Consider the following 19,972-nt stretch of genomic DNA (forward strand, 5'->3'; position numbering starts at 1 on the left):
TTGGCGTTTGCGATAGCAAAATGGGAAATCATGTGCGTTGCAGCCGGGTGCCGGATCAGAACCAGCTTTCCTTGACATAGACGACGTCGTCGGCCTGCAGCGGGTCGTCCTTGTTCAAGTGCAGCTCCTCCAGCTTGCCATCCACCTGGCGCTTGACCACCAGCCCGCGTTCGGTACCGCGCTGGGTCAGGCCGCCCCCCACGGAGAGCGCCTGCAGCAGCGTGGTGCCGCGTTCCAGCTTGTACATGCCCGGACGCTGCACTTCACCGTAAATGTAGAAACGCAGCGAACGCTCCACATAGATCACGTCATTGGCTTGCACCTCCGGCAGTTCCGAGGTGTCGCCGCTGTGCGTGATGCTGTAGATGTCCACCAGCTGCTTGCTGACCGCACCGCCGTTCTTGCGCACGATGGTCACGGCGTCGCCGCCATCAGGCGTCACGCCACCGGCCAGCGCGATGACGTCCGCCACGTTGCGCTTGCCATCCAGCGGGTAGCGTCCCGGCTTGGACACCTGTCCCAGCACAGACACCATCTGGCTCTGGGGAACGGTGACCAGAATGTTCACCTGCGGGTTGACCAGATAGCCGCCCTTCTTGAGCAGACCGGCGATCTTGGTCTCGGCCTGGGCGGTGGACAGGCCACCAATCTTCACTTCGCCCACCAGCGGGAAGCTGATCACGCCGGCTTCGCTGATGCGGGTCTCCAGGCTGAGGTCATCGCTGCCATAGACCTTGACGCGAATCACGTCGCCCGGCCCGAGCAGGATATCGTCGGCCTGCGCAAGCAGGCTCACGCTGGACAGCATCAGACCGATCAGCAGGAATACTATTTTTCTCATCATCGTCATTACTCCGCAATACATCAGGTTCTTGAGGTTCTTGATTCAGGCGCTGCACGCCCGTTGTTGATCCATGCTTACTTGAAACCGGCGACGCCGCGCTTGATCGCCTCGCTGTCCGCTGAAGCAGCATCCTTGCCAGGGCTACCCTGCGCGGCTGCGCCATCCTTGTCCGCCGGGGCCGCCGCGCTCAGATCCTTGAACGACTTGGCCTGCTCGGTGAGCTCGATCTTGGCGTCCTTCTTCAATCGTTCCACCAACTGCTCGGATGCCTGATTCTGCTGCAGGGTCACCAGATACTGGGCGATCTGGGGCGAGGCCACCGCCAGCGTCATGGGCACATTCTTGACGTCCTGCAAGGAGGTCAGGATGGCCGTCGGTCCTTCGATCACCACGAACATGGTGCCGCGCTCCATGGTCTTGAGGCTGGCATTCATCTGCTGCGGCAGATCCGCCGAAGTCTTGACCACCTGCTGGCGCGCATACTGCACCCGGTGCGAATCCAGCCAGCCGACCACATCGTCCAGGCGCTTGCCGGGCTGGTCCATCAGGGCGTTGAGTTCGGGGGTGAGGCTGGTCCCCGCGATGATCAACTGGGCAAATTCATATTGTTTGCGCTGGGCAAACCAATCGGGATTCTTGCGATAGAAATCCTCGATCTCCTGATCCGACGGGCGAACCGGGGCTTTCAGCTTGCCGGCCACGTAGCTCTGCGCCAGCACCAGGTTGCGTGCCCGCTCCATGTCGGCCACCACGGCCGGATCGTTGTCGAGCTTGTCCTTCCTGGCGGCATTGATCATCAGCTGGCGCGCCACCAGTCCGTCAAGCAGCTGCTTGGTGACCTGCGTGCCGCCGGTCTTGGCCAGCTCATTGTTGACCTGGTGAATGGTGATTTCCTGACCGTCCACAATGGCCACCACCTGGCTGGAACCTGACGCGGCCTTCTTCTCGCCGCAGGCGGCCAATGCCACCAGAAGCATCGCGGAGACCAGCGCCTTCGCCGCGACATTGTGCTGCCATGAAACTGTTGCCTTCCCGATTTTCATTTGACCAAGCTCTCTTCTTTTCTGTGTCACTTGTTGCCGGCTACCGCGGCCGGTGCTTGCTGCCCCTCCCCTGCGAGAAGGCCTTGTCCATCAATAAGCGTTGTCGCGCTTGATCACCATGCGCACGGTCTGGAAGATGATCCACAGGTCAAACATCAGCGACCAGCGGCGCAGGTATTCCAGGTCGAATTCGATACGCGCTTTCATCTTGTCCAGCGTCTCGGTCTCGCCGCGCAGGCCGTTGACCTGGGCCCAGCCGGTGATGCCCGGCTTGACCTTGTGGCGCAGCATGTAGCCCTTGATCTGCTTGCGGTACAACTCGTTGTGAGCCACTGCGTGCGGGCGCGGACCGACGATGCTCATGCGTCCCTGCAGCACGTTGAAGAACTGCGGCAATTCATCCAGCGAACTGGAGCGCAGGAAGCCGCCGATCTTGGTCAGGCGCATGTCGCCCTTGGTGGCCTGGGTGACCTTGCCGCCGTCCTCCATGACCGTCATGGAGCGGAATTTGTAGACCACGATCTCTTCCCCATCCAGCCCGTAGCGGCGTTGCTTGAAGATGATGGGGCCAGGCGAGGTCAGCTTGACGCACAGGGCAATGACCATCATCACCGGCAGCAGCATGAGCAGGATGCCTGAGGCCAGCACCAGGTCGCTGATGCGCTTGACGATGTTGTTGGTACCGGTAAAGGGCGTCTCGCAGATGGCCATCACCGCCATCCCGCCGACATAATCGAAGCGCGCCTGGATCAGGTTGAAGATGTAGATGTCGGGAATGAAGTAGATCGAGGCCGTGGTGTCCTGCAACTCGTCGATCATCTGCAACACGCGCGGCTGCGCCGAGATCGGCATGCTGATGTAGACCATGTTGATGTTGTTCTCGCGCACGTACGCAGCCACGTCCGACATTTTGCCGTGCAGCGGCGTGAAGGTACCTGCCGGCTGGCGATTGAGCTCGCGGTCGTCGAAGAATCCCATCAGCTTGATCATCAGCGAAGGATATTTCTCGACGCGATCCGCCAGCTTCAGCGCGGCCGGATTGACACCGATGATGATGGCCTTGCGCACTTCTCCCTTGCTGTGCAAGTCGCGCATCACGCGCGACTGCAATTGCTGGGAGATGATCAGGCCCACCGGCGTGGTGACCACCCAGAAGAAAATCGCGCGCAGCGAAAACTGCTGATAGAACTCACAGATATACGCCACCACGACCAGCACCGCTGCCACCGCCAGCCAGTCCAGGACGGGCGAAATGATCGACGGCCCCTTGGGGTTGCGGCGCAGACGCCGCTCGTGGAATTCGGTGAAGAAATAGGAGGAGAGGAAAAACGCCATGATGGCCAGCACCCAATAATCCCCGTTGAATGCATGACCGTGCAGGCGCACCAGCACCCACAGGTAAGCCACGATCAGGGCTGGTTCGACAAAGCGCTTGAATACCATCGTGATGGTATTGGCCTTGACATTGGCCAACGGCAGACCGTCATGCAGGTCACTCATTTTTGGAGCCTCAGAATTCATAGCGCGAAGTCAGTGATACGCCGTTGGACACATAGCCAAAGTTGCTGATGTTCGATTGCAAGTTCTCACGATAGACCGCCAACAAGATCGACAAAGAGGTCGTCGGCGCATACGTCAAGCTCAGACTGGCCTTCTCGTAGCTGTCCCGGCGGCTCGATGGCGTCACGCCGGTGACGATGGAGGCACCGTTGTAGTTGCGCCGTTCGACATCCACCAGACCTTCCACGCGGAGTTTGGCCGTCGGCAGATAGGTCGCACCGAGGCTGGCACCGGTGGTCAGTGCGAAATTCGCATCGACGTCGTTGACGCCGCCAATTTCACGCCACAGGTTGGCCACGAAACCGGTCTTGCCGGTGACGGCCCAGTCGCCGACCAGACGCGCATTGAAACCGCGGTAACCGCCGCCACCCGTGGGCGACTTGCGATCCCGCTGGGTCAGGCCGCCCAGGAACTGCAGCTTGGTCTTGGCGCTATACAGCCAGATCACCTTGAGCTTGTAGTCTTCCTGAGTAAATGAGTTGTTGATGGACTCGGTACCCACCAGCACGTCATTCGGATACCGCCCGTCGGTCTTGCGCACCTGCACGCCGACCACGCTGCCGCTGCGCGGGTTGTAATCCAGACCCAGTTCAGCCAGGTTCTGACTGAAGTTGTTGGCCTGCTGCGTATTCAGGTCGTAGCCCAGCGCGAAATGCGAGACCTGGCTGCGCACTGTCCAGTCCGGGTGCAATTGCCATGCCAGCGTTGCATATTTGGTCTGCATGGTGCGAATGTTCAGACCCAATATCCGGAAGTTCTGGAAGGGCGTGAGCGACTTGGAATACACATAGCCGATGTCGCCCGAAAAGCGTTCCCCCAAAAACCAGCTCCAGTTGGTTTTCAGATCGCGCGCATCATTGTCAAACTGCGAGAAATAATCGTACGTATTCTTTGTCGCGCTGGCGTCCAGCGTCACGTGCTGGCGACTCAGCTCACGGTCCAGCTTCAGGCCGGCAGTCCGGCTCTGCACCGAATCGGACAACTTTGGCGCACCGAGCGCCGACACGGCGGCGTCGGGTCCGCTCAGGCGCAGCACGTTGTCATCATGCAAGTAGCTGTACTGCACATACGGCACGACCACCTGGCCCGGGTCGGCTGCGTACGCCAGCGGGCATGTCACGGACACCAGCAGAGCGCACATCTGCACTTGAGTCCTGCGCCCGCTGCTAATGCGAAACTGCCATGGCTTCACGAATCAGAGCCCTTTCTTTTTCTAGTTTTACTTTTAAAACAATGGCAATATTTGGAGTCCGTATTGTTGCAGTGCAACACGAAAAAAATTAGAAGTAATCATGCATCATTTTCGAAATTTAGGCAAAAATTTATGCAAAACATTGCCGGTCAGAAAGCAGACCAACAAGGATACACGCCCGTCCAAAAGCGGCAATCAGACAAGGTAGCGTGACTTTGTAGGAGAAACGGTAAATGTAAAGATTGGCAACAAACTCATGAAAATTCGTAAACGATATATATCGCACCGCAACAAAAAACTGAACGTTTATAGGACAGCAATAGTCCTAGCGCTTTCTCCGCACCGCGCAAGCGAGTAAGATCGCTGACGCAATCGCTCCGCTGATCCCCCTTTTCATGAACTGGCACACCATCACTTTTCTTGGCGACAGCGCCATCACCGTTCCCGGTGCATGCATCCTGGCACTCTGGCTGGCCGTCAACCGACTGTGGCGGCCGATGCTGGCCTGGCTCATTTCATTTGGTGGTGCGATGTTGATCGTGGTGATCAGCAAGCTGCTCTTCATGGGCTGGGATATCCGGCCACCTTTGCTCAATTTCACCGGTTTCAGCGGTCATACTGCTTCCTCCTGCGCACTCTATCTGTCCGTCGCTCTGTTGCTGACCCGACGCAGCACGCCGGCTTGGCGCACCACCATCCTGGCCATCACCGCGCTCCTCGTGACGGCAGTCGGGCTGTCCCGGCTGATGATCAAGGTGCATTCGGAATCGGAAGTGCTGCTGGGACTACTGGTCGGCGCCAGCGCGGCCTGGACCTTTGGCCTGTCGCTGCGCGAGCCGGCACCGGCTTTGCGCCATTTTCTGCTTCCATTCGCCCTCGCTGCAGGCCTCCTGATGACCGGCTTCGACAAGCCGGCACCGACACAAAGTTTCCTGCAGGAACTGGCCAAGAATCTCTCTGGCCGCACCGAGGTCTATGTCCGCCACGACCCCCTCTGACATTTTGAACGGCTCTACGAGAAAAAGGCCGCTCAGTCCATACTGAACGGCCTTTCCGCTGATGCCTCCCCCGGGCCGCAATCAGGCGAGCCGCAGGGCGGGCAGCGCCACGCGCCGACGCCGCAGCGCCGCCACACCGATCACGATGGCTAGGCCGCCCAGCATCATCAAATATTGCTCAGGCTCGGGGACCGGGGCCACTGCCGCCAGGTTGCCGGTGAAGGATTGCAGGTGCAGCTCGGCGTTCTGCGTCAAGCTGTTGACGAACACTCCACCTTCGATGTTCTGGTTGTTGGTCAGGCTGGCGTGAGTAGCCAGGATCGATCCGCCGAACTGATTGTTGATGATCAGGCTGGTCGCATTGTAGAAGTTCCAGACGATGGACTTGCCCAACGACTGCGCTTGTCCACCCAGGAAGTTGGCACCGATGACCGCCGAGCTCACGCTGGAATTGATGATGATGGTGCTGGCACCATTGGCGGCGAAGGAAAATTCACCTACCGAGAACACCGACGCACTGGTGGTGTTATCCAGATTGAAGACCGCGACACCCTGGTTGTTGGCCACGGCATTGAAGGTGGCCTTGTTGTTCGCGACGGAGACCGTGCTGTTGGCGGTGGCTGTCTTGAGGCTATTGGACAGACTGGTCAGCGTGTTGCTGAAATTGGTCGAGCCGGCAGCATCGGCATTGGTCTGCATCAGCGTGCTCGGCGACGACGAGCGGCCGCCATTGAAGTTGACCCCGCTGGTGCTGCCCGCCACATAGGCAGGGCCATTCAGATTGCTGCCGCTCGCCGAACCGGCGATATAGCTGGAACCGCTGTTGACGGTGGAGCCGACGAAGGAGCCTCCAATATAGGAGCCCAGTCCGTTGACATGCAGACCGCTCGCCGTCCCCCTCACGGTCAGACCGGCATAGTTCGATGCGGGCGTGCTGCCGGAGTGCTGCACGTAGTCACCGCCCGTCACCGAACCGCCAATCCAGGCCCGGCCATCGACGTGCGAATTGGAGGTGGCATTACCCAGCACCACCAGGTTGAACTGCTGCAGCGCTTCAGCGCCAGTCAGCGGGGCCACGGCGGCCTGCGCAGCGGCACTCACACCAAGGGAAAGGAAAGGCAAGACAGCAACACCGGCCAGCACCGACCTGGAAAGACGCGACATGGAACGTTACCCCTTATAACGGATGCCGCCTTCGCTTGTCAGATCAGGTGGCGGAAGTGAATTGATGTGCTTGGAAAACGCAAATCCAAGCAAACTGTTGTAAATTTTTCATTAATTTTAAGACAACAGTTGTCGATTGATCAAGTGAAAAACTCGTTAACGCGTGAGCGTCAACTTTTTGCCACAGTGACAACAATCAATCTTCCGCCAAGGCAAGCACCGGTATTAGCGTAACCGCCTGGACATGTAGAGCGCGCCCTCGCCATAGCTGGCCAGACTCCCGCCCTTCCCTGCCAGCGCCTGCCCATCCTCGGCAAATCCCGCTGCCCGCCAGTAGGCACTTGACGCATGCACCGCCACCAAGGTCGCCATCGGCAGTCCGGCCTGCTCAGCCACCCGGCACAGATCGTCCACCAACTCCCGCCCGAGCCCGGAGCCGCGTGCCGCCGGCAAGAGCGCGACATCATGCAGATGCAGGCAATCGGCCGCAGTATCCAGTCCGTTCAGCAAGCTGTTGAGGGATGGCGGCACACCGAGGCGAGCGGGATGCATGAAGGCGTAACCGATGACCTGCTCGGTGCCGTCCGCTTGCCCGCCGCGCACGGCGATCCGGCAGCCAGGCGCAAACAAGGCCAGACGTTCTGCGAAGACTTCTTCTGCTTCGAAATAGCCAGCGTGAACCAAGTCAGCGATCGCCATCACGTGCGGCAGGTCAGCCGCCCGCATCGGACGCCATTGATAAGGACTCATGGTGGGATCTCCGTCTGTTGGCCGGGAGCACCCCGGAAATGAACACGCCACACGGTGGCCGATGAGGACCAGCGTGTGGCGCGTAAAAATAAAAACCGGGAAGCGAGAAAGCTTATGTTGGTCGGCAAGATCTCCGGCGCAACAACCCTGGCATGTAAATCAGGCTGCAGCCCCGGGCTTCAGGGTTTCCAGCACGGCTTGCAACTCCGTCCGCAAGGCATCGATGGCCGCCTCGTCCAGGCTGATGACGGGACGCTGCGGCTCTTGCGGCTGCTCGGCCTCGTGCGTGCCGTCGAGCTTGTTGCGGGCACCGCTGATGGTGAAGCCTTGTTCATACAGCAGTTCACGGATGCGGCGGATCAACAGCACTTCGTGGTGCTGGTAATAACGCCGGTTGCCGCGGCGCTTCACCGGTTTGAGCTGGGTGAATTCCTGTTCCCAGTAGCGCAACACGTGCGGCTTCACACCGCACAGTTCGCTGACCTCGCCTATCGTGAAATAACGCTTGGCCGGGATGGGCGGCAAGACGATGGCCGCCGGTTTGTTGACACGATCGTTCATAGATTAGACGGACATTTCAACGGCGTCGCCGCTGGAGAGTTCCACCATTTCCTTCAATTTCTGGCTGGCGTGGAAGGTCACGACGCGGCGCGCAGTGATGGGGATTTCCTCGCCAGTCTTGGGATTGCGGCCAGGCCGTTGCGGCTTGTCGCGCAGCTGGAAATTACCGAAGCCGGACAGCTTGACGGCCTCGCCACGTTCGAGAGCGTTGCGGATCTCGTCGAAGAAGGTTTCCACCATGTCCTTGGCTTCGCGCTTGTTCAGACCGACCTGCTCGAACAAAAGTTCGGCCAGCTCGGCCTTGGTCAGCGTCGGCAAGTTCTTGTCGGCCTGCGAACGTGCCTGGGATTCCAGTACGGCACGATGCAGGTCGGCGTCCAGCACGGATTGAAATTCGTTCGAATTCACGTTGTTCATGGCGATGAATGACTGGGCCTCAACCGATTCCGGTCTGTAATTATTTTCGCTCTCGGACATCACATCAGGCACGCAACCTGGCACCGAGCTTGGCGCTCGCCGCGGCCACCAGTGCATTCACCGCAAGGTCAACCTTGTCATCCTGAAGGGTGTTTTGAGTATCTTGCAAGGTGCAGCGGAACGCAAGGCTTTTTTCGTCCGCCTCGAGACCCTTGCCTTGATATTCATCAAATAAAACAAGGGCTTGCAAGATGCTGCAATCCGGATTGGCCTGCTTTTCAGCGGCAAAGACGTCCAGCAGTTGCTGGGCACCGACCGTGTGTTTGACCACCAGCGCGATGTCGCGGCTGACCGCCGGGAACTTGGAGATTTCCGAGTAGGACGGCAGATCACGCTCCTGCAGCGCCTCGGCGTCCACCTCGAAGACCACGGGGGCCAGCGGCAGGTCGTACTTCTGCTGCCACTTGGGATGCAATTCTCCGATCACGCCGACCACCTTGTCACCCAGCAGTACATGCGCAGTGCGCCCCGGATGCAGCGCCGGATGTTCGGCCTTGACGAAACGCAGCGCGCGCGGCGCGAACAGCGCTTCCAGGTCGGCCTTGACGTCGAAGTAATCGACGTTGCGGGTCGGCTGGCCCCACTGCTCCTCGGCCACCGGACCATAGGCCAATGCGGCCACGCGCTTGGGTTGCTCGAAACCGGCGACAGCCAGCGGACCATCGGTGATGGCGGCGTTCTTGTGGAACACGGCACCCGCTTCGAAGACGCGGATACGCGCTGCCTTGCGGTTGACGTTGTAGCGTGCATTGGCCACCAGTCCGGCGATGAGCGAAGAACGCATCACGCTCATCTGGCTGGCGATCGGGTTCAACAGCTTGATGGGATCGGTGTTGCCGGCGAAGTCGGCTTCCCAGGCGCTTTCCACGAAGCTGAAGTTGACCACTTCCTGATAGTCCTGATCGGCCAGCAGGCGACGGATGGCAAACAGCGAACGGGTGTTCTCGGGCGCGATGCGCATGGCATTGGCGGCCACCGGCGGCAGCGCCGGGATGTTCTCGAAACCGTAGACGCGGGCGACTTCCTCGATCAGGTCTTCCTCGATCTCGATGTCGAAGCGATAGGACGGCGGTGTCACCGAGAACAGGCCAGGCTGGTAGTCGAAAGACAGGCCCAGACGCTTGAAGATATCCGACACCATCTCGTCAGTGATCTCCACGCCGATCACCTTGGCCGCACGCGCGGTGCGCAGCGCGACCGGCTCACGCTTGGGCAGGTTGACGATCTGGTCGTCGACCGGGCCGACGCGGGTCTCGGGCGTACCGCAGATTTCCAGCAGCAACGCCGTGATGCGCTCGATGTGATCGACCACGGTGGCGAAGTCCACGCCACGCTCGAAGCGATGCGCGGCATCGGTCGAGAAGTTGTAGCGGCGCGCACGGCCCTGGATCGCCTGCGGGAACCAGAATGCGGCTTCCAGGTAGATGTTGGTGGTGTCCAGCGAAACCGCAGTGGCATCGCCCCCCATGATGCCGGCCAGGGATTCGATTTCCTTGTCGTCGGAGATCACGCCGACCCACTCATCGACTTCCACGGTATTGCCGTTGAGGAGCTTCAGGGATTCGCCCTTGCGGCCCCAGCGCACGTCCAGGCCACCATGGATCTTGTCGAGGTCGAACACGTGCGAGGGACGGCCCAGCTCCAGCATCACGTAATTGGAGATGTCCACCAGCGCCGAGATCGGCCGCTGGCCGCTGCGCTCCAGGCGCTGCTTCATCCACTGCGGGGTGGCGGCCTTGGCATTGAGGCCACGGATCACGCGGCCGGCAAAACGGCCGCACAGGTCGGGTGCGGAAATGCGCACCGGCAGCTTCTCGTCCAGGTTGACGGCGGCGGCCTGATAGGCCGGGGCCTTCAGGGGCGTACCGGTCAGGGCCGAAACTTCACGTGCCACACCCAGCACCGACAGGCAATCCGCCTTGTTGGGGGTCAGCTTGATGGTGAACTTCAGATCGTTCAGTTGCAGGTAGTCGCGGAAATTCTGGCCGACCGGTGCATCGTCGGGCAGCTCCAGCAGGCCGCCGTGATCTTCCGACAGCTTCAGTTCGCGGGCCGAGCACAGCATGCCTTGCGACTCCACGCCGCGCAGCTTGCCGACCTTGATCTCGAAGGGCTTGCCATCGGCACCCGGCGGCAACACGGCACCGACCATGGCACAAGGCACCTTCAGACCGGCGCGCACGTTGGGCGCGCCACAGACGATGTTGAGGATGGTGCCGGTATGAACATTCACGCGGCACACGTTCAGGCGATCCGCATCGGGGTGCTTGGAGACTTCCAGCACTTCACCCACCACCACATTGGTGAAGGGAGGCGCAACCGGTTCGACTTCCTCAACTTCCAGACCGGACATGGTCAGCAGGTGCGACAGTTCATCCGAGGTCATGGTCGGATTGACCATGGTACGCAGCCAGTTTTCAGAGAATTGCATGATTCAGACTTTCAGCTATCGGCTATGAGCCGGAGGCACGCCGCGACAGCGCGGCGTCCTGCGTGATCGAATTAATTGAATTGCTTCAGGAAGCGCAGGTCGCCTTCGTAGAACAGGCGCAGGTCGTTGATCCCGTAACGCAGCATGGTCAGGCGCTCCAGGCCCGAGCCGAACGCGAAACCGATGTACTGTTCAGGATCCAGACCCATGTTGCGCACCACCGTCGGGTGCACCTGGCCAGCGCCGGAGACTTCCAGCCAGCGGCCCTTCAGGGGACCGCTGCCGAAGGCGATGTCGATCTCGGCCGAAGGCTCGGTGAAGGGGAAATATGAGGGGCGGAAGCGCACCTGCAGGTCGTCGGTCTCGAAGAAGGCCTTGACGAAGTTGAGGTACACGCCCTTGAGGTCGGCGAAGCTGATGTCCTCGGCGATCCACAGGCCTTCGACCTGATGGAACATCGGCGAGTGGGTGGCATCGCTGTCGACGCGATAGGTGCGGCCCGGTGCGATGACCTTGATGGGCGGCTTGTTCATGCGGGCGTAGCGGACCTGCATCGGGCTGGTGTGGGTACGCAGCAGCAGCGGCTTGCCCTGGGTGTCGTTGCCTTCGATGTAGAAGGTGTCCTGCATCGAGCGCGCCGGGTGGTTCTCGGGGCTGTTCAATGCGGTGAAATTGGTCCAGTCGGTCTCGATCTCGGGACCGTCGGCGACATCAAAACCGATGGAGCGGAAGATTTCCTCGACGCGCTGCCACGAGCGCATCACGGGGTGGATGCCGCCCACGCCACGGCCACGGCCCGGCAAGGTGACATCGATGGCTTCCGCATTCAGGCGCGCCTGCATCTGGGCATTGGCCAGTGCATCGCGGCGTGCGGTCAGCGCGGTTTCGATCTGTTCCTTGGCGACGTTGATGATCGCCCCTTGTACCTTGCGCTCTTCCGGCGCCAGCTTGCCCAGTCCCTTCATCTGCTCGGTGATCTGGCCGGTCTTGCCGAGGTACTTGGCCTTGGCGTTTTCCAGTGCGGCGGCGTCGGGCGCGGCGGCGAAATCAGCCTGCGCCTGCGTGACCAGTTGGCCCAGGAGTTGGTCTAGGGGATTCATGCGGTAAGTCTCGCTCCAATCGAAAATCCGACGACGAAGTCGAAAAGGAAAAAAATCCACGAAGCCGTGGATCAAAAACATACGGGGCATCGGTGTATCACCTCTGCCCCGCAGGATTTTGCAGCGCCGGCTGCTCGTTCTGACTTGCGTCCGATGTTGCGGCCGGCTACCGCAAACACGCTGTCGATTTAGGCGGCAGCGATGTTGGCCTTCACCTGGTTGACGATGGCAGCGAAAGCAGCCTTGTCGGTGACAGCCATATCGGCCAGGACCTTACGATCCAGTTCGATCGCAGCCTTCTTCAGGCCGTTCATGAACACGCTGTAGGTCACGCCGTGCGAACGCGCAGCGGCGTTGATACGGGCGATCCACAGTGCGCGGAACACGCGCTTCTTGTTACGACGGTCACGGTACGCGTACTGACCAGCGCGCATGACTGCTTGCTTGGCGATACGGTAGACGTTTTTGCGACGGCCGCGGTAACCCTTGGCGAGTGCGAGGACTTTCTTGTGGCGGGCACGTGCTGTTACCCCACGTTTGACTCTAGGCATAGTAGCTCCTTAGTGTATGGTGAGGTTAAGCGAACGGCAGCATCGCGCGAACGGAATTCAGGTTCGTCTCATGGACGCCCTCGGTACCGCGCAGTTGACGCTTGTTCTTGGTGGTCTTCTTGGTCAGGATGTGACGCTTGAAGGCTTGACCGCGCTTGACGGTACCGCCCGGGCGGACGCGAAAACGCTTCTTCGCGCTGCTCTTCGATTTCATCTTAGGCATAGCAACTCTGTCCTTTCGGACAGCTCCATTTTTTGATGATTGCAGGTGGCAGCACGCTCGCTGCTCTTGGATGCCTGCTCTCACTTATTTGACAGCGGGTGAACCCGCTGCTTTTGCCTGGCGCAGTTGCCTGCGCCCAGCAAATCCTTTGTCGGCCCTACACTGCCGCCACCGCCTGGATTGCCCCGGCTGCTGCGGCATGGACGACACCGGAGGGATGTCGTCCTGATACGGCTAGACTGAAACTGCGACGCACAATCTGGAAAACGAAAAATATATAAACGTTATAAACGATTTATTTCTTTTTCTTGGGCGCCAGCACCATGATCATCTGGCGGCCTTCCATCTTGGGAAACTGCTCGACCTGGCCATACGGCTCCAGATCAGCCTTCAGACGCTCCAGCACGCGCATGCCGATTTCCTGGTGAGCCATTTCACGGCCGCGGAAACGCAGCGTGATCTTGGTCTTGTCACCCTCTTCCAGGAACTTGGTCAGGTTGCGCAGCTTGATGTTGTAATCGCCATCATCGGTACCCGGGCGGAACTTGACTTCCTTGACCTGGATGACCTTCTGCTTGAGCTTGGCCTCGTGTGCCTTCTTCTGCTCCTGGTACTTGAACTTGCCGTAGTCCATCAGACGGCAGACCGGAGGTTGCGCAGTGGGCGCAATCTCGACCAGATCGACTTCAGCCTCTTCGGAAAGCCGTAAGGCTTCGGCCAGGCTGACGATGCCCAGAGGCTCGTTGTCGACACCCGAAAGGCGCACTTCCGGTGCAGTGATCTCGCGGTTGAGGCGATGCGACTTGTCAGTAGCTATTGCAGTTTCCTTTTAAAATCCAATGAATTAAGCCGTGCTCTTGCGCTGGGAGGAAGCCCTAGGCTTCCCCGTCTCAGGCTTTGGCGGCCACCTCATCCTTGAGGCGTTCCACCAAGGTGTCGATGGGCATCACGCCCAGATCGACATTGCCCCGCGCTCGCACGGCCACAGTGTTTGCATCCCGTTCTTTATCGCCGACAACCAGGATATAGGGCGGCTTCTGAATGGAATGCTGCCGTATTTTATAGGTAATCTTCTCGTTGCGCAAATCGGTCTCGACCCTAAACCCTTGTTTTTTCAGCGTTTGTGCAACGTTCTGCACATAATCCGCCTGCGCATCGGAAATATTCAGGATGACAACCTGCGTTGGCGCCAGCCACAAGGGCATGGCACCGGCGTGGTTTTCGATCAGGATGGCGATGAAGCGCTCCAGCGAGCCAACGATGGCTCGGTGCAACATCACGGGGACCTTGCGGTTGTTGTCTTCGGTGACATACTCCGCCCCCAGGCGCGCCGGCATGGAGAAGTCCACCTGCATGGTGCCGCACTGCCAGGAACGGCCGATCGAATCCTTCAGGTGGTACTCGATCTTGGGACCATAGAAAGCCCCTTCGCCCGGCAGCTCTTCCCACTCCGAACCGGAGGCGCGGATGGCTTCACGCAGGGCGTTCTCGGCCTTGTCCCAGACTTCTTCCGCGCCGATGCGCTTTTCCGGACGCAGGGCCAGCTTCACGGCCACTTCCTTGAAACCGAAGCAGTCGTAAACTTCACGCACCACGCGGTTGAAGGCAGCCACTTCTTCCTGGATCTGGTCTTCGGTACAGAAGATGTGACCGTCATCCTGGGTAAAGCCGCGCACGCGCATCATGCCGTGCAGCGCGCCGGAAGGCTCGTTGCGGTGGCACTGGCCGAATTCGCCGTAGCGCAGCGGCAGGTCGCGGTAGCTGTGCAGACCCGAATTGAAAATCTGGATGTGACCCGGGCAGTTCATGGGCTTCAGGGCATAGGCGCGGTTTTCCGACTCGGTCGTGAACATGTTTTCACGATAGTTCTCCCAGTGGCCGGTCTTTTCCCACAGCGAGCGGTCCAGGATCTGCGGCGCCTTCACTTCCTGATAGCCGTTGTCCTGGTAGACGCGGCGCATGTACTGCTCCACTTGCTGCCAGATGGTCCAGCCCTTGGGATGCCAGAAAATCAGGCCCGGGGCCTCATCCTGGAAGTGGAACAGGTCCAGCGCACGGCCCAGCTTGCGGTGGTCGCGCTTTTCAGCCTCTTCCAGCATGTGCAGGTAGGCTTCCTGGTCTTCCTTCTTGGCCCAGGCGGTGCCGTAGACACGCTGCAACATCTCGTTGTTGGAATCGCCACGCCAGTAAGCACCAGCCAGCTTCATCAGCTTGAACACCTTCAGCTTGCCGGTGGAGGGCACGTGCGGGCCGCGGCACAGGTCGGTGAAGCTGCCTTCGGTGTACAGCGACACGTCTTCATTCTGCGGAATCGAAGCAATGATCTCGGCCTTGTAAGCTTCGCCGATGGACTTGAAGTAAGCCACGGCCTCATCACGCGGCAACACCTTGCGGGTGACCGGCTCATCCTTCTTGGCCAGCTCGGCCATTTTCTTTTCGATGGCTTGCAGATCTTCCGGCGTGAAGGGACGCTTGTACGAGAAGTCGTAATAGAAACCATTGTCGATGACCGGACCAATGGTCACTTGCGCCTCAGGGAACAGCTCCTTGACCGCATAAGCCAGCAAGTGAGCGGTGGAGTGGCGAATCACCTCCAGACCGTCCGGATCCTTGTCGGTGATGATGGCCAGGTCGGCATCCTTGTCGATCAGATAAGAGGTATCAACCAGCTTGCCATCGACGCGGCCAGCCAGGGCCGCCTTGGCCAGGCCGGTGCCGATGTTGGCGGCGACCTGCGCCACGGTGACCGGGTTGTCGAACTGGCGTTGCGAACCATCGGGAAGACGAACTGAAACCATTGTGCACTCCATGTCGGCAGCCTTGCTGCCTTGCCTGTTGAGGGTAATGTCGAAAAGAAGGACGAAAAAAAACGCGGACCAGCCGCGCTTTTTCAAAAGACGAAAAAGAACCCGACTAGCGTCGCGTGAAAACCTCGGTGGTAGTTCGCGGTGTCATAACCGGTTTGCCTTTCTCGCTCTTACAGATGAGGGGATGAATTCTGGAGGCCGCTGCCGACAAGGACAGATCAGACCGTGGCCGCGCATTATAGCAAACTTTGCACGGGCATCGTCACCACTCCCGCATGGCACCGCCGGGGACCGCCGTCACCACGGCCCTGCAGGTCGCCGCGACCTCCCGGGAACAGCGATGACAAGCAAACTCCGTCATCTTCGACAGCCGGAAACTGAAGCTTGATCCCCAAACGCAAAACAGCATCCGAGGATGCCGTTATTACGTCCCGGACCAGCTGCACCCAAATCCGGATTCAGCCGGCGATTACGCGCTGACCATCGTAGCGCGCCGCGCCAGGATCTTTTCGATCTTTTCCTTCAAGGTTGCCGCCGTAAAGGGTTTGACGATATAGCCATCCGCGCCGGACTGCGCCGCCATGACGATGTTTTCCTTCTTGGCTTCGGCCGTGATCATGAGCACCGGCAAGTGCGCCAGAGAAGGCGTTGCGCGGATCTTCTTGAGCAGCGTCAGGCCATCCATGCCCGGCATGTTCCAGTCGGTCAGCACGAAGGTCACCGGCAAGGCACCCGCCTCCAGGATCTTCAGTGCGGAAGAGCCATCATCGGCCTCCACCATCTTGGTGTATTCGAGCTCCTTCAGCAGGCCGCTGACAATGCGACGCATCGTCGAAAAGTCATCAACCACGAGGAAATACTGATCATCTGCTGCCATAGGAAAATTCGCTGAACCGTGAAAATGAGGATTGGAGATGTTGTTGCCGAAAAAATTCGACGCAAGTGTAAAGCATTTTTAGATGCTTCCGCGAAACATCTGGCATATTCCTTCATGCGATGCGCTTTTTTACACCTGCGATTGACCCTTCGCAAAGCCAGGCGCGCAGCCGGAGCGAGATCAGCGTCAGCTGCAGTCAGAACACAGGAAAGGTGGAATGAAGTGAAAGAAAAGGGATGCAGAAAAACAAAAAGGAAGCCGCCAATGCGCTTCCTTTTGTTGATTTCTGCAGTTTTCTTCAACCAACTCCTTTACCCCATCAGGAAGCAAACGAATTGGTAGGCACGATTGGACTCGAACCAACGACCCCTACCATGTCAAGGTAGTGCTCTAACCAGCTGAGCTACGCGCCTATCGAAGACTGCAAGAACTTGATAAAACAAAAAAGGAAGCCGAGAACGCGCCTCCTTTTGTTTGCTTCGCCCCAACTCACCCGCTCCGAATGGAACCAGAAGAATTGGTAGGCACGATTGGACTCGAACCAACGACCCCTACCATGTCAAGGTAGTGCTCTAACCAGCTGAGCTACGCGCCTAACGAAGAAGCGAGAGTATAGGAGGCTTTTCAAATTTTGCCAAGGGGTAAATGATGAAAAATTAAAAATAGTTAGCATATTTCGCCAAGCATCCAGCCTCCCTGCCCTCCCCTGACTGCACTAGCGGACGCCCGAGCATTACTGCCGCTTGGCCTCGATCACGCCCTTGACCTCGCGAATCACCGTAAGCGCTTTCTGCAGCTGCTCGGTCGAGCCGATCTCGGCGGTGAAGGCCATGCGCGCATGCCCCTTCACGCTTTGCGTGCTCACCCCGATCACGTTGATCTTGTCGCGCAGGAAGATATCGGAGATATCGCGCAGCAAACCCTGGCGATCGCTGGCCAGCACGAAGATGTCGACCGGATACACAGTATCGCGGGCCGGTGCGCCCCAAGTGGTCTGGATCACCCGTTCCGGCGCATGCAAGCTCATCTCGGCGAAGTTCTTGCAGTTGACCCGATGGATGGACACCCCCTTGCCGCGCGTGACAAAGCCGGCGATCACATCCGGCGGTGCCGGCTTGCAGCAGCGCGCCAACTGGGTCAGCAGGCCATCGGTACCCACCACCAGTACGCCCGACTTGGCGCCTTGCACGATGCTCGATGCACGGCTCTTGCGCGTGATGAGGGCTTCATCATCGATCTCGGGCTTCTTTTCCTCGCCCTGATGCAGCGCCTGCTCCACGTGCCGCAGGCTGAATTCTTCCTTGGCCAGTGCCAGGCACAGGTCATCGACCTTGGCGAAGCCCAGCTTCTGGGCCAGCTCTTCGAGGTTGACGGCGGTCTTGCCTTCGCGCTGCAAGGTCTTTTCCAGCAAGCCGCGCCCGACGGAAAGCGTTTCCTGCTGCTCAATGGCATTGAACCAGGCGCGGATCTTGGAGCGCGTACGCGAACTGGCGGTGTAATCGGCACTGAGCCAGTCGCGCGACGGCCCCACACCGGGACCGCTCTTGGCCGTGATGATCTCGACTGTCTGGCCGTTCTTGAGCGTGGTGTTCAGCGGCACCATCACGCCATCCACCCGCGCCCCGCGGCAGCGGTGGCCGACATCGCTGTGCAGGTGATAGGCAAAGTCGATCGGCGTGGCGCCGCTGGGCAATTCGATCACGCGCGCCTGCGGTGTCAGTACATAAATGCGCTCGTCCAGCGTGGCCGACTTGAGCTTCTGCACCCAATCGCGGCGTACTTCTTCCTGGTCCACCACGGCATCGGTGACTTCGTTCTTCCAGGCCAGCAGCTGACGCAGCCAGGCGATCTTCTCGTCATATTTCTGCGCCGAGAAATTGGAGCCGCCGCTTTCCTTGTAGCGCCAGTGCGCCGCCACGCCGTATTCGGCGAAGTGGTGCATTTCGTGCGTACGGATCTGCACTTCCAGCGCCCGGCCATCTTCGGCCATGACCACCGTGTGCAGGGACTGGTAACCGTTCTGCTTGGGACGTGAAATGTAGTCGTCGAACTCTTCGGGAATCGGCGTCCAGATGTTGTGCACGATGCCCAGCACTGAATAACAAGTCTTCACATCATCAACGATGACGCGGAAGGCTCGCACATCGTAGAGCTCGGAGAAATCGATGGACTTGCCACGCATCTTGTTCCAGATACTGTAGATGTGCTTGGGCCGGCCGCTGACCTCGGCGCGGATATCCTGCGCCGCCATCTCGGTGCGCAGGCGCGTGATCGCGTTGGCCACGAAGGCTTCGCGCTCCAGCCGCTTTTCTTCCAGCATCTTGGCGATGCGCTTGTAGGTCACCGGCTCCAGGAAACGGAAGGACAGGTCTTCCAGTTCCCACTTCAGTTGCCAGATGCCCAGCCGGTTGGCCAGCGGCGCGTAGAGATCGAAGGTCTGGCGCGCATACTGGGCGCTGGCTTCGTTCTCCTGCTTGGTCTCGGCGAAGTAGCGCAGCGTGGCCACGCGCGAGGCCAGGCGCACCAGCACCGCGCGCATGTCGGTGGCCATGGCCAGCAGCATCTTGCGCAGGGTTTCCACCTGGGCGGCGGCCTGCTGGGCAGCGTTCTTGCCGCGCAAAACTTCCTGGTTCTGAGGCTGGAAGCTCAGGCTGTGAAAGCGCATCAGCTGGCGCACATTGCCCACCAGCTCGGCGATTTCCTTGCCGAAGCGTTCTTCCAGCTTTTCTTCCAGCTCGGGATGCAGCATCTGGGCTTCGAAGGCCAGCCCGGCGATGCGGGTGGCGGCATCGACATTGAGCGCCGTCAGCACGGTGGCCACCGAGACCGCGAATTGCAGTGCATTCTGCCCGGACAGGATCTGCCTGTCGGCATACAGCGGCTCGAGTTCGGCCAGCGCCTGCTCGACCCGTGCGACATCGTCAGGACCGAGGCCGGCGGTAATGGCCGCCAGGCCTTCGCCCTGGGTACTTGCAACCGAAACCATAAATTACTTCTGTGCAGCGACGATGATGATTTCCACCAGCAGTTCGGGACGGGCCAGCTTGGCTTCGACGGTGGCGCGCGGGGGCGCATTACCGGGGGCGACCCACTCGTCCCAGACGGCGTTCATGCCAGCGAAATCCTTCACGTCAGAGAGGAAAATCTGGCACGACAGGATCTTGGTCTTGTCGCTGCCGGCTTCAGCCAGCAGGCGGTCGATGTGACCCAGCACTTCGCGGGTCTGGCCTTCGATGTTCTGGGTGGCGTCTTCGGCGATCTGGCCGGCCAGGTAGACGGTACCGTTGTGAATGGCGACTTCGGAGAGACGCTTGCCGACGTGCAGACGTTGTACGGACATGAAATTTCCTTCCTAGTAAAACCCGGCGGCAATGCGCGCCGGTGATGAAAAACG

Annotated in this window: 18 protein-coding genes and 2 tRNA genes; 1 reads left to right on the forward strand and 19 read right to left on the reverse strand. The window is 59.6% G+C overall.

Going from position 1 to position 19,972, the window contains the following annotated elements:
• Positions 1-55: 55 nt before the first annotated feature.
• The 4 genes from epsE to epsL form a co-directional block, all read right to left on the reverse strand.
• Positions 56-841 (reverse strand): polysaccharide export protein EpsE, encoded by a 786-nt coding sequence (gene epsE / locus MKD49_RS10180; protein ID WP_039786590.1) that lies wholly within the window; start codon positions 839-841, stop codon positions 56-58.
• Between the two features lie 77 nt (positions 842-918).
• Complete coding sequence (locus MKD49_RS10185; protein ID WP_134135226.1) at positions 919-1,887, reverse strand: EpsD family peptidyl-prolyl cis-trans isomerase; 969 nt, start codon at positions 1,885-1,887, stop codon at positions 919-921.
• A 90-nt stretch (positions 1,888-1,977) separates the two neighbouring features.
• Complete coding sequence (locus MKD49_RS10190) at positions 1,978-3,387, reverse strand: undecaprenyl-phosphate glucose phosphotransferase (protein ID WP_051057491.1); 1,410 nt, start codon at positions 3,385-3,387, stop codon at positions 1,978-1,980.
• Between the two features lie 10 nt (positions 3,388-3,397).
• Entirely contained in the window at positions 3,398-4,588 is a 1,191-nt protein-coding gene (gene epsL, locus MKD49_RS10195; RefSeq protein WP_134135224.1) for an XrtB/PEP-CTERM-associated polysaccharide biosynthesis outer membrane protein EpsL, read from the reverse strand.
• A gap of 446 nt (positions 4,589-5,034) precedes the next feature.
• Here epsL and MKD49_RS10200 point away from each other — a divergent pair, with 446 nt between their 5' ends.
• Complete coding sequence (locus tag MKD49_RS10200; protein WP_209580736.1) at positions 5,035-5,637, forward strand: phosphatase PAP2 family protein; 603 nt, start codon at positions 5,035-5,037, stop codon at positions 5,635-5,637.
• Between the two features lie 81 nt (positions 5,638-5,718).
• Here MKD49_RS10200 and MKD49_RS10205 read toward each other — a convergent pair whose 3' ends face one another.
• From MKD49_RS10205 to MKD49_RS10275, 15 genes are all read right to left on the reverse strand, one after another.
• The gene (locus MKD49_RS10205; RefSeq protein ID WP_252696202.1) at positions 5,719-6,801 is read right to left on the reverse strand and encodes a collagen-binding domain-containing protein; all 1,083 of its coding nucleotides are present in this window, start codon (positions 6,799-6,801) and stop codon (positions 5,719-5,721) included.
• Between the two features lie 225 nt (positions 6,802-7,026).
• Positions 7,027-7,551 carry a GNAT family N-acetyltransferase gene (locus tag MKD49_RS10210; RefSeq protein ID WP_252696203.1) on the reverse strand — a complete coding sequence of 175 codons (525 nt, stop codon included), beginning with the start codon at positions 7,549-7,551 and terminating at the stop codon, positions 7,027-7,029.
• Positions 7,552-7,710: 159 nt separating this feature from the next.
• Entirely contained in the window at positions 7,711-8,112 is a 402-nt protein-coding gene (locus MKD49_RS10215) for a MerR family transcriptional regulator (RefSeq protein ID WP_034331538.1), read from the reverse strand.
• A 3-nt stretch (positions 8,113-8,115) separates the two neighbouring features.
• Positions 8,116-8,529 carry an integration host factor subunit alpha gene (locus tag MKD49_RS10220; protein WP_051057415.1) on the reverse strand — a complete coding sequence of 138 codons (414 nt, stop codon included), beginning with the start codon at positions 8,527-8,529 and terminating at the stop codon, positions 8,116-8,118.
• 64 nt (positions 8,530-8,593) lie between these two features.
• A complete protein-coding gene (gene pheT / locus MKD49_RS10225) occupies positions 8,594-11,020 on the reverse strand; it encodes a phenylalanine--tRNA ligase subunit beta (RefSeq protein WP_252696204.1) in 2,427 nt (808 codons plus the stop codon).
• 71 nt (positions 11,021-11,091) lie between these two features.
• The gene (gene pheS, locus MKD49_RS10230; protein ID WP_034331543.1) at positions 11,092-12,120 is read right to left on the reverse strand and encodes a phenylalanine--tRNA ligase subunit alpha; all 1,029 of its coding nucleotides are present in this window, start codon (positions 12,118-12,120) and stop codon (positions 11,092-11,094) included.
• 188 nt (positions 12,121-12,308) lie between these two features.
• Positions 12,309-12,671, reverse strand: coding sequence for a 50S ribosomal protein L20 (rplT, locus tag MKD49_RS10235; protein ID WP_006712690.1), 363 nt, complete (start codon positions 12,669-12,671; stop codon positions 12,309-12,311).
• A 25-nt stretch (positions 12,672-12,696) separates the two neighbouring features.
• A complete protein-coding gene (gene rpmI, locus MKD49_RS10240) occupies positions 12,697-12,894 on the reverse strand; it encodes a 50S ribosomal protein L35 (protein WP_006712688.1) in 198 nt (65 codons plus the stop codon).
• Between the two features lie 295 nt (positions 12,895-13,189).
• Entirely contained in the window at positions 13,190-13,711 is a 522-nt protein-coding gene (infC, locus tag MKD49_RS10245) for a translation initiation factor IF-3 (protein WP_083859511.1), read from the reverse strand.
• Positions 13,712-13,784: 73 nt separating this feature from the next.
• Entirely contained in the window at positions 13,785-15,692 is a 1,908-nt protein-coding gene (gene thrS, locus MKD49_RS10250) for a threonine--tRNA ligase (protein ID WP_252696205.1), read from the reverse strand.
• Positions 15,693-16,170: 478 nt separating this feature from the next.
• A complete protein-coding gene (locus MKD49_RS10255; RefSeq protein ID WP_121039606.1) occupies positions 16,171-16,578 on the reverse strand; it encodes a response regulator in 408 nt (135 codons plus the stop codon).
• 336 nt (positions 16,579-16,914) lie between these two features.
• A tRNA-Val gene (locus MKD49_RS10260) sits at positions 16,915-16,991 on the reverse strand.
• A 105-nt stretch (positions 16,992-17,096) separates the two neighbouring features.
• A tRNA-Val gene (locus MKD49_RS10265) sits at positions 17,097-17,173 on the reverse strand.
• 138 nt (positions 17,174-17,311) lie between these two features.
• Positions 17,312-19,564 (reverse strand): bifunctional (p)ppGpp synthetase/guanosine-3',5'-bis(diphosphate) 3'-pyrophosphohydrolase, encoded by a 2,253-nt coding sequence (locus MKD49_RS10270; protein ID WP_209569113.1) that lies wholly within the window; start codon positions 19,562-19,564, stop codon positions 17,312-17,314.
• Positions 19,565-19,567: 3 nt separating this feature from the next.
• Positions 19,568-19,918, reverse strand: coding sequence for a RidA family protein (locus MKD49_RS10275; protein WP_008328017.1), 351 nt, complete (start codon positions 19,916-19,918; stop codon positions 19,568-19,570).
• Positions 19,919-19,972: the final 54 nt, after the last annotated feature.

The sequence above is a fragment of the Herbaspirillum sp. WGmk3 genome (assembly GCF_023952535.1).
In the GTDB taxonomy this organism is placed as follows: Bacteria; Pseudomonadota; Gammaproteobacteria; order Burkholderiales; family Burkholderiaceae_D; genus Herbaspirillum; species Herbaspirillum huttiense.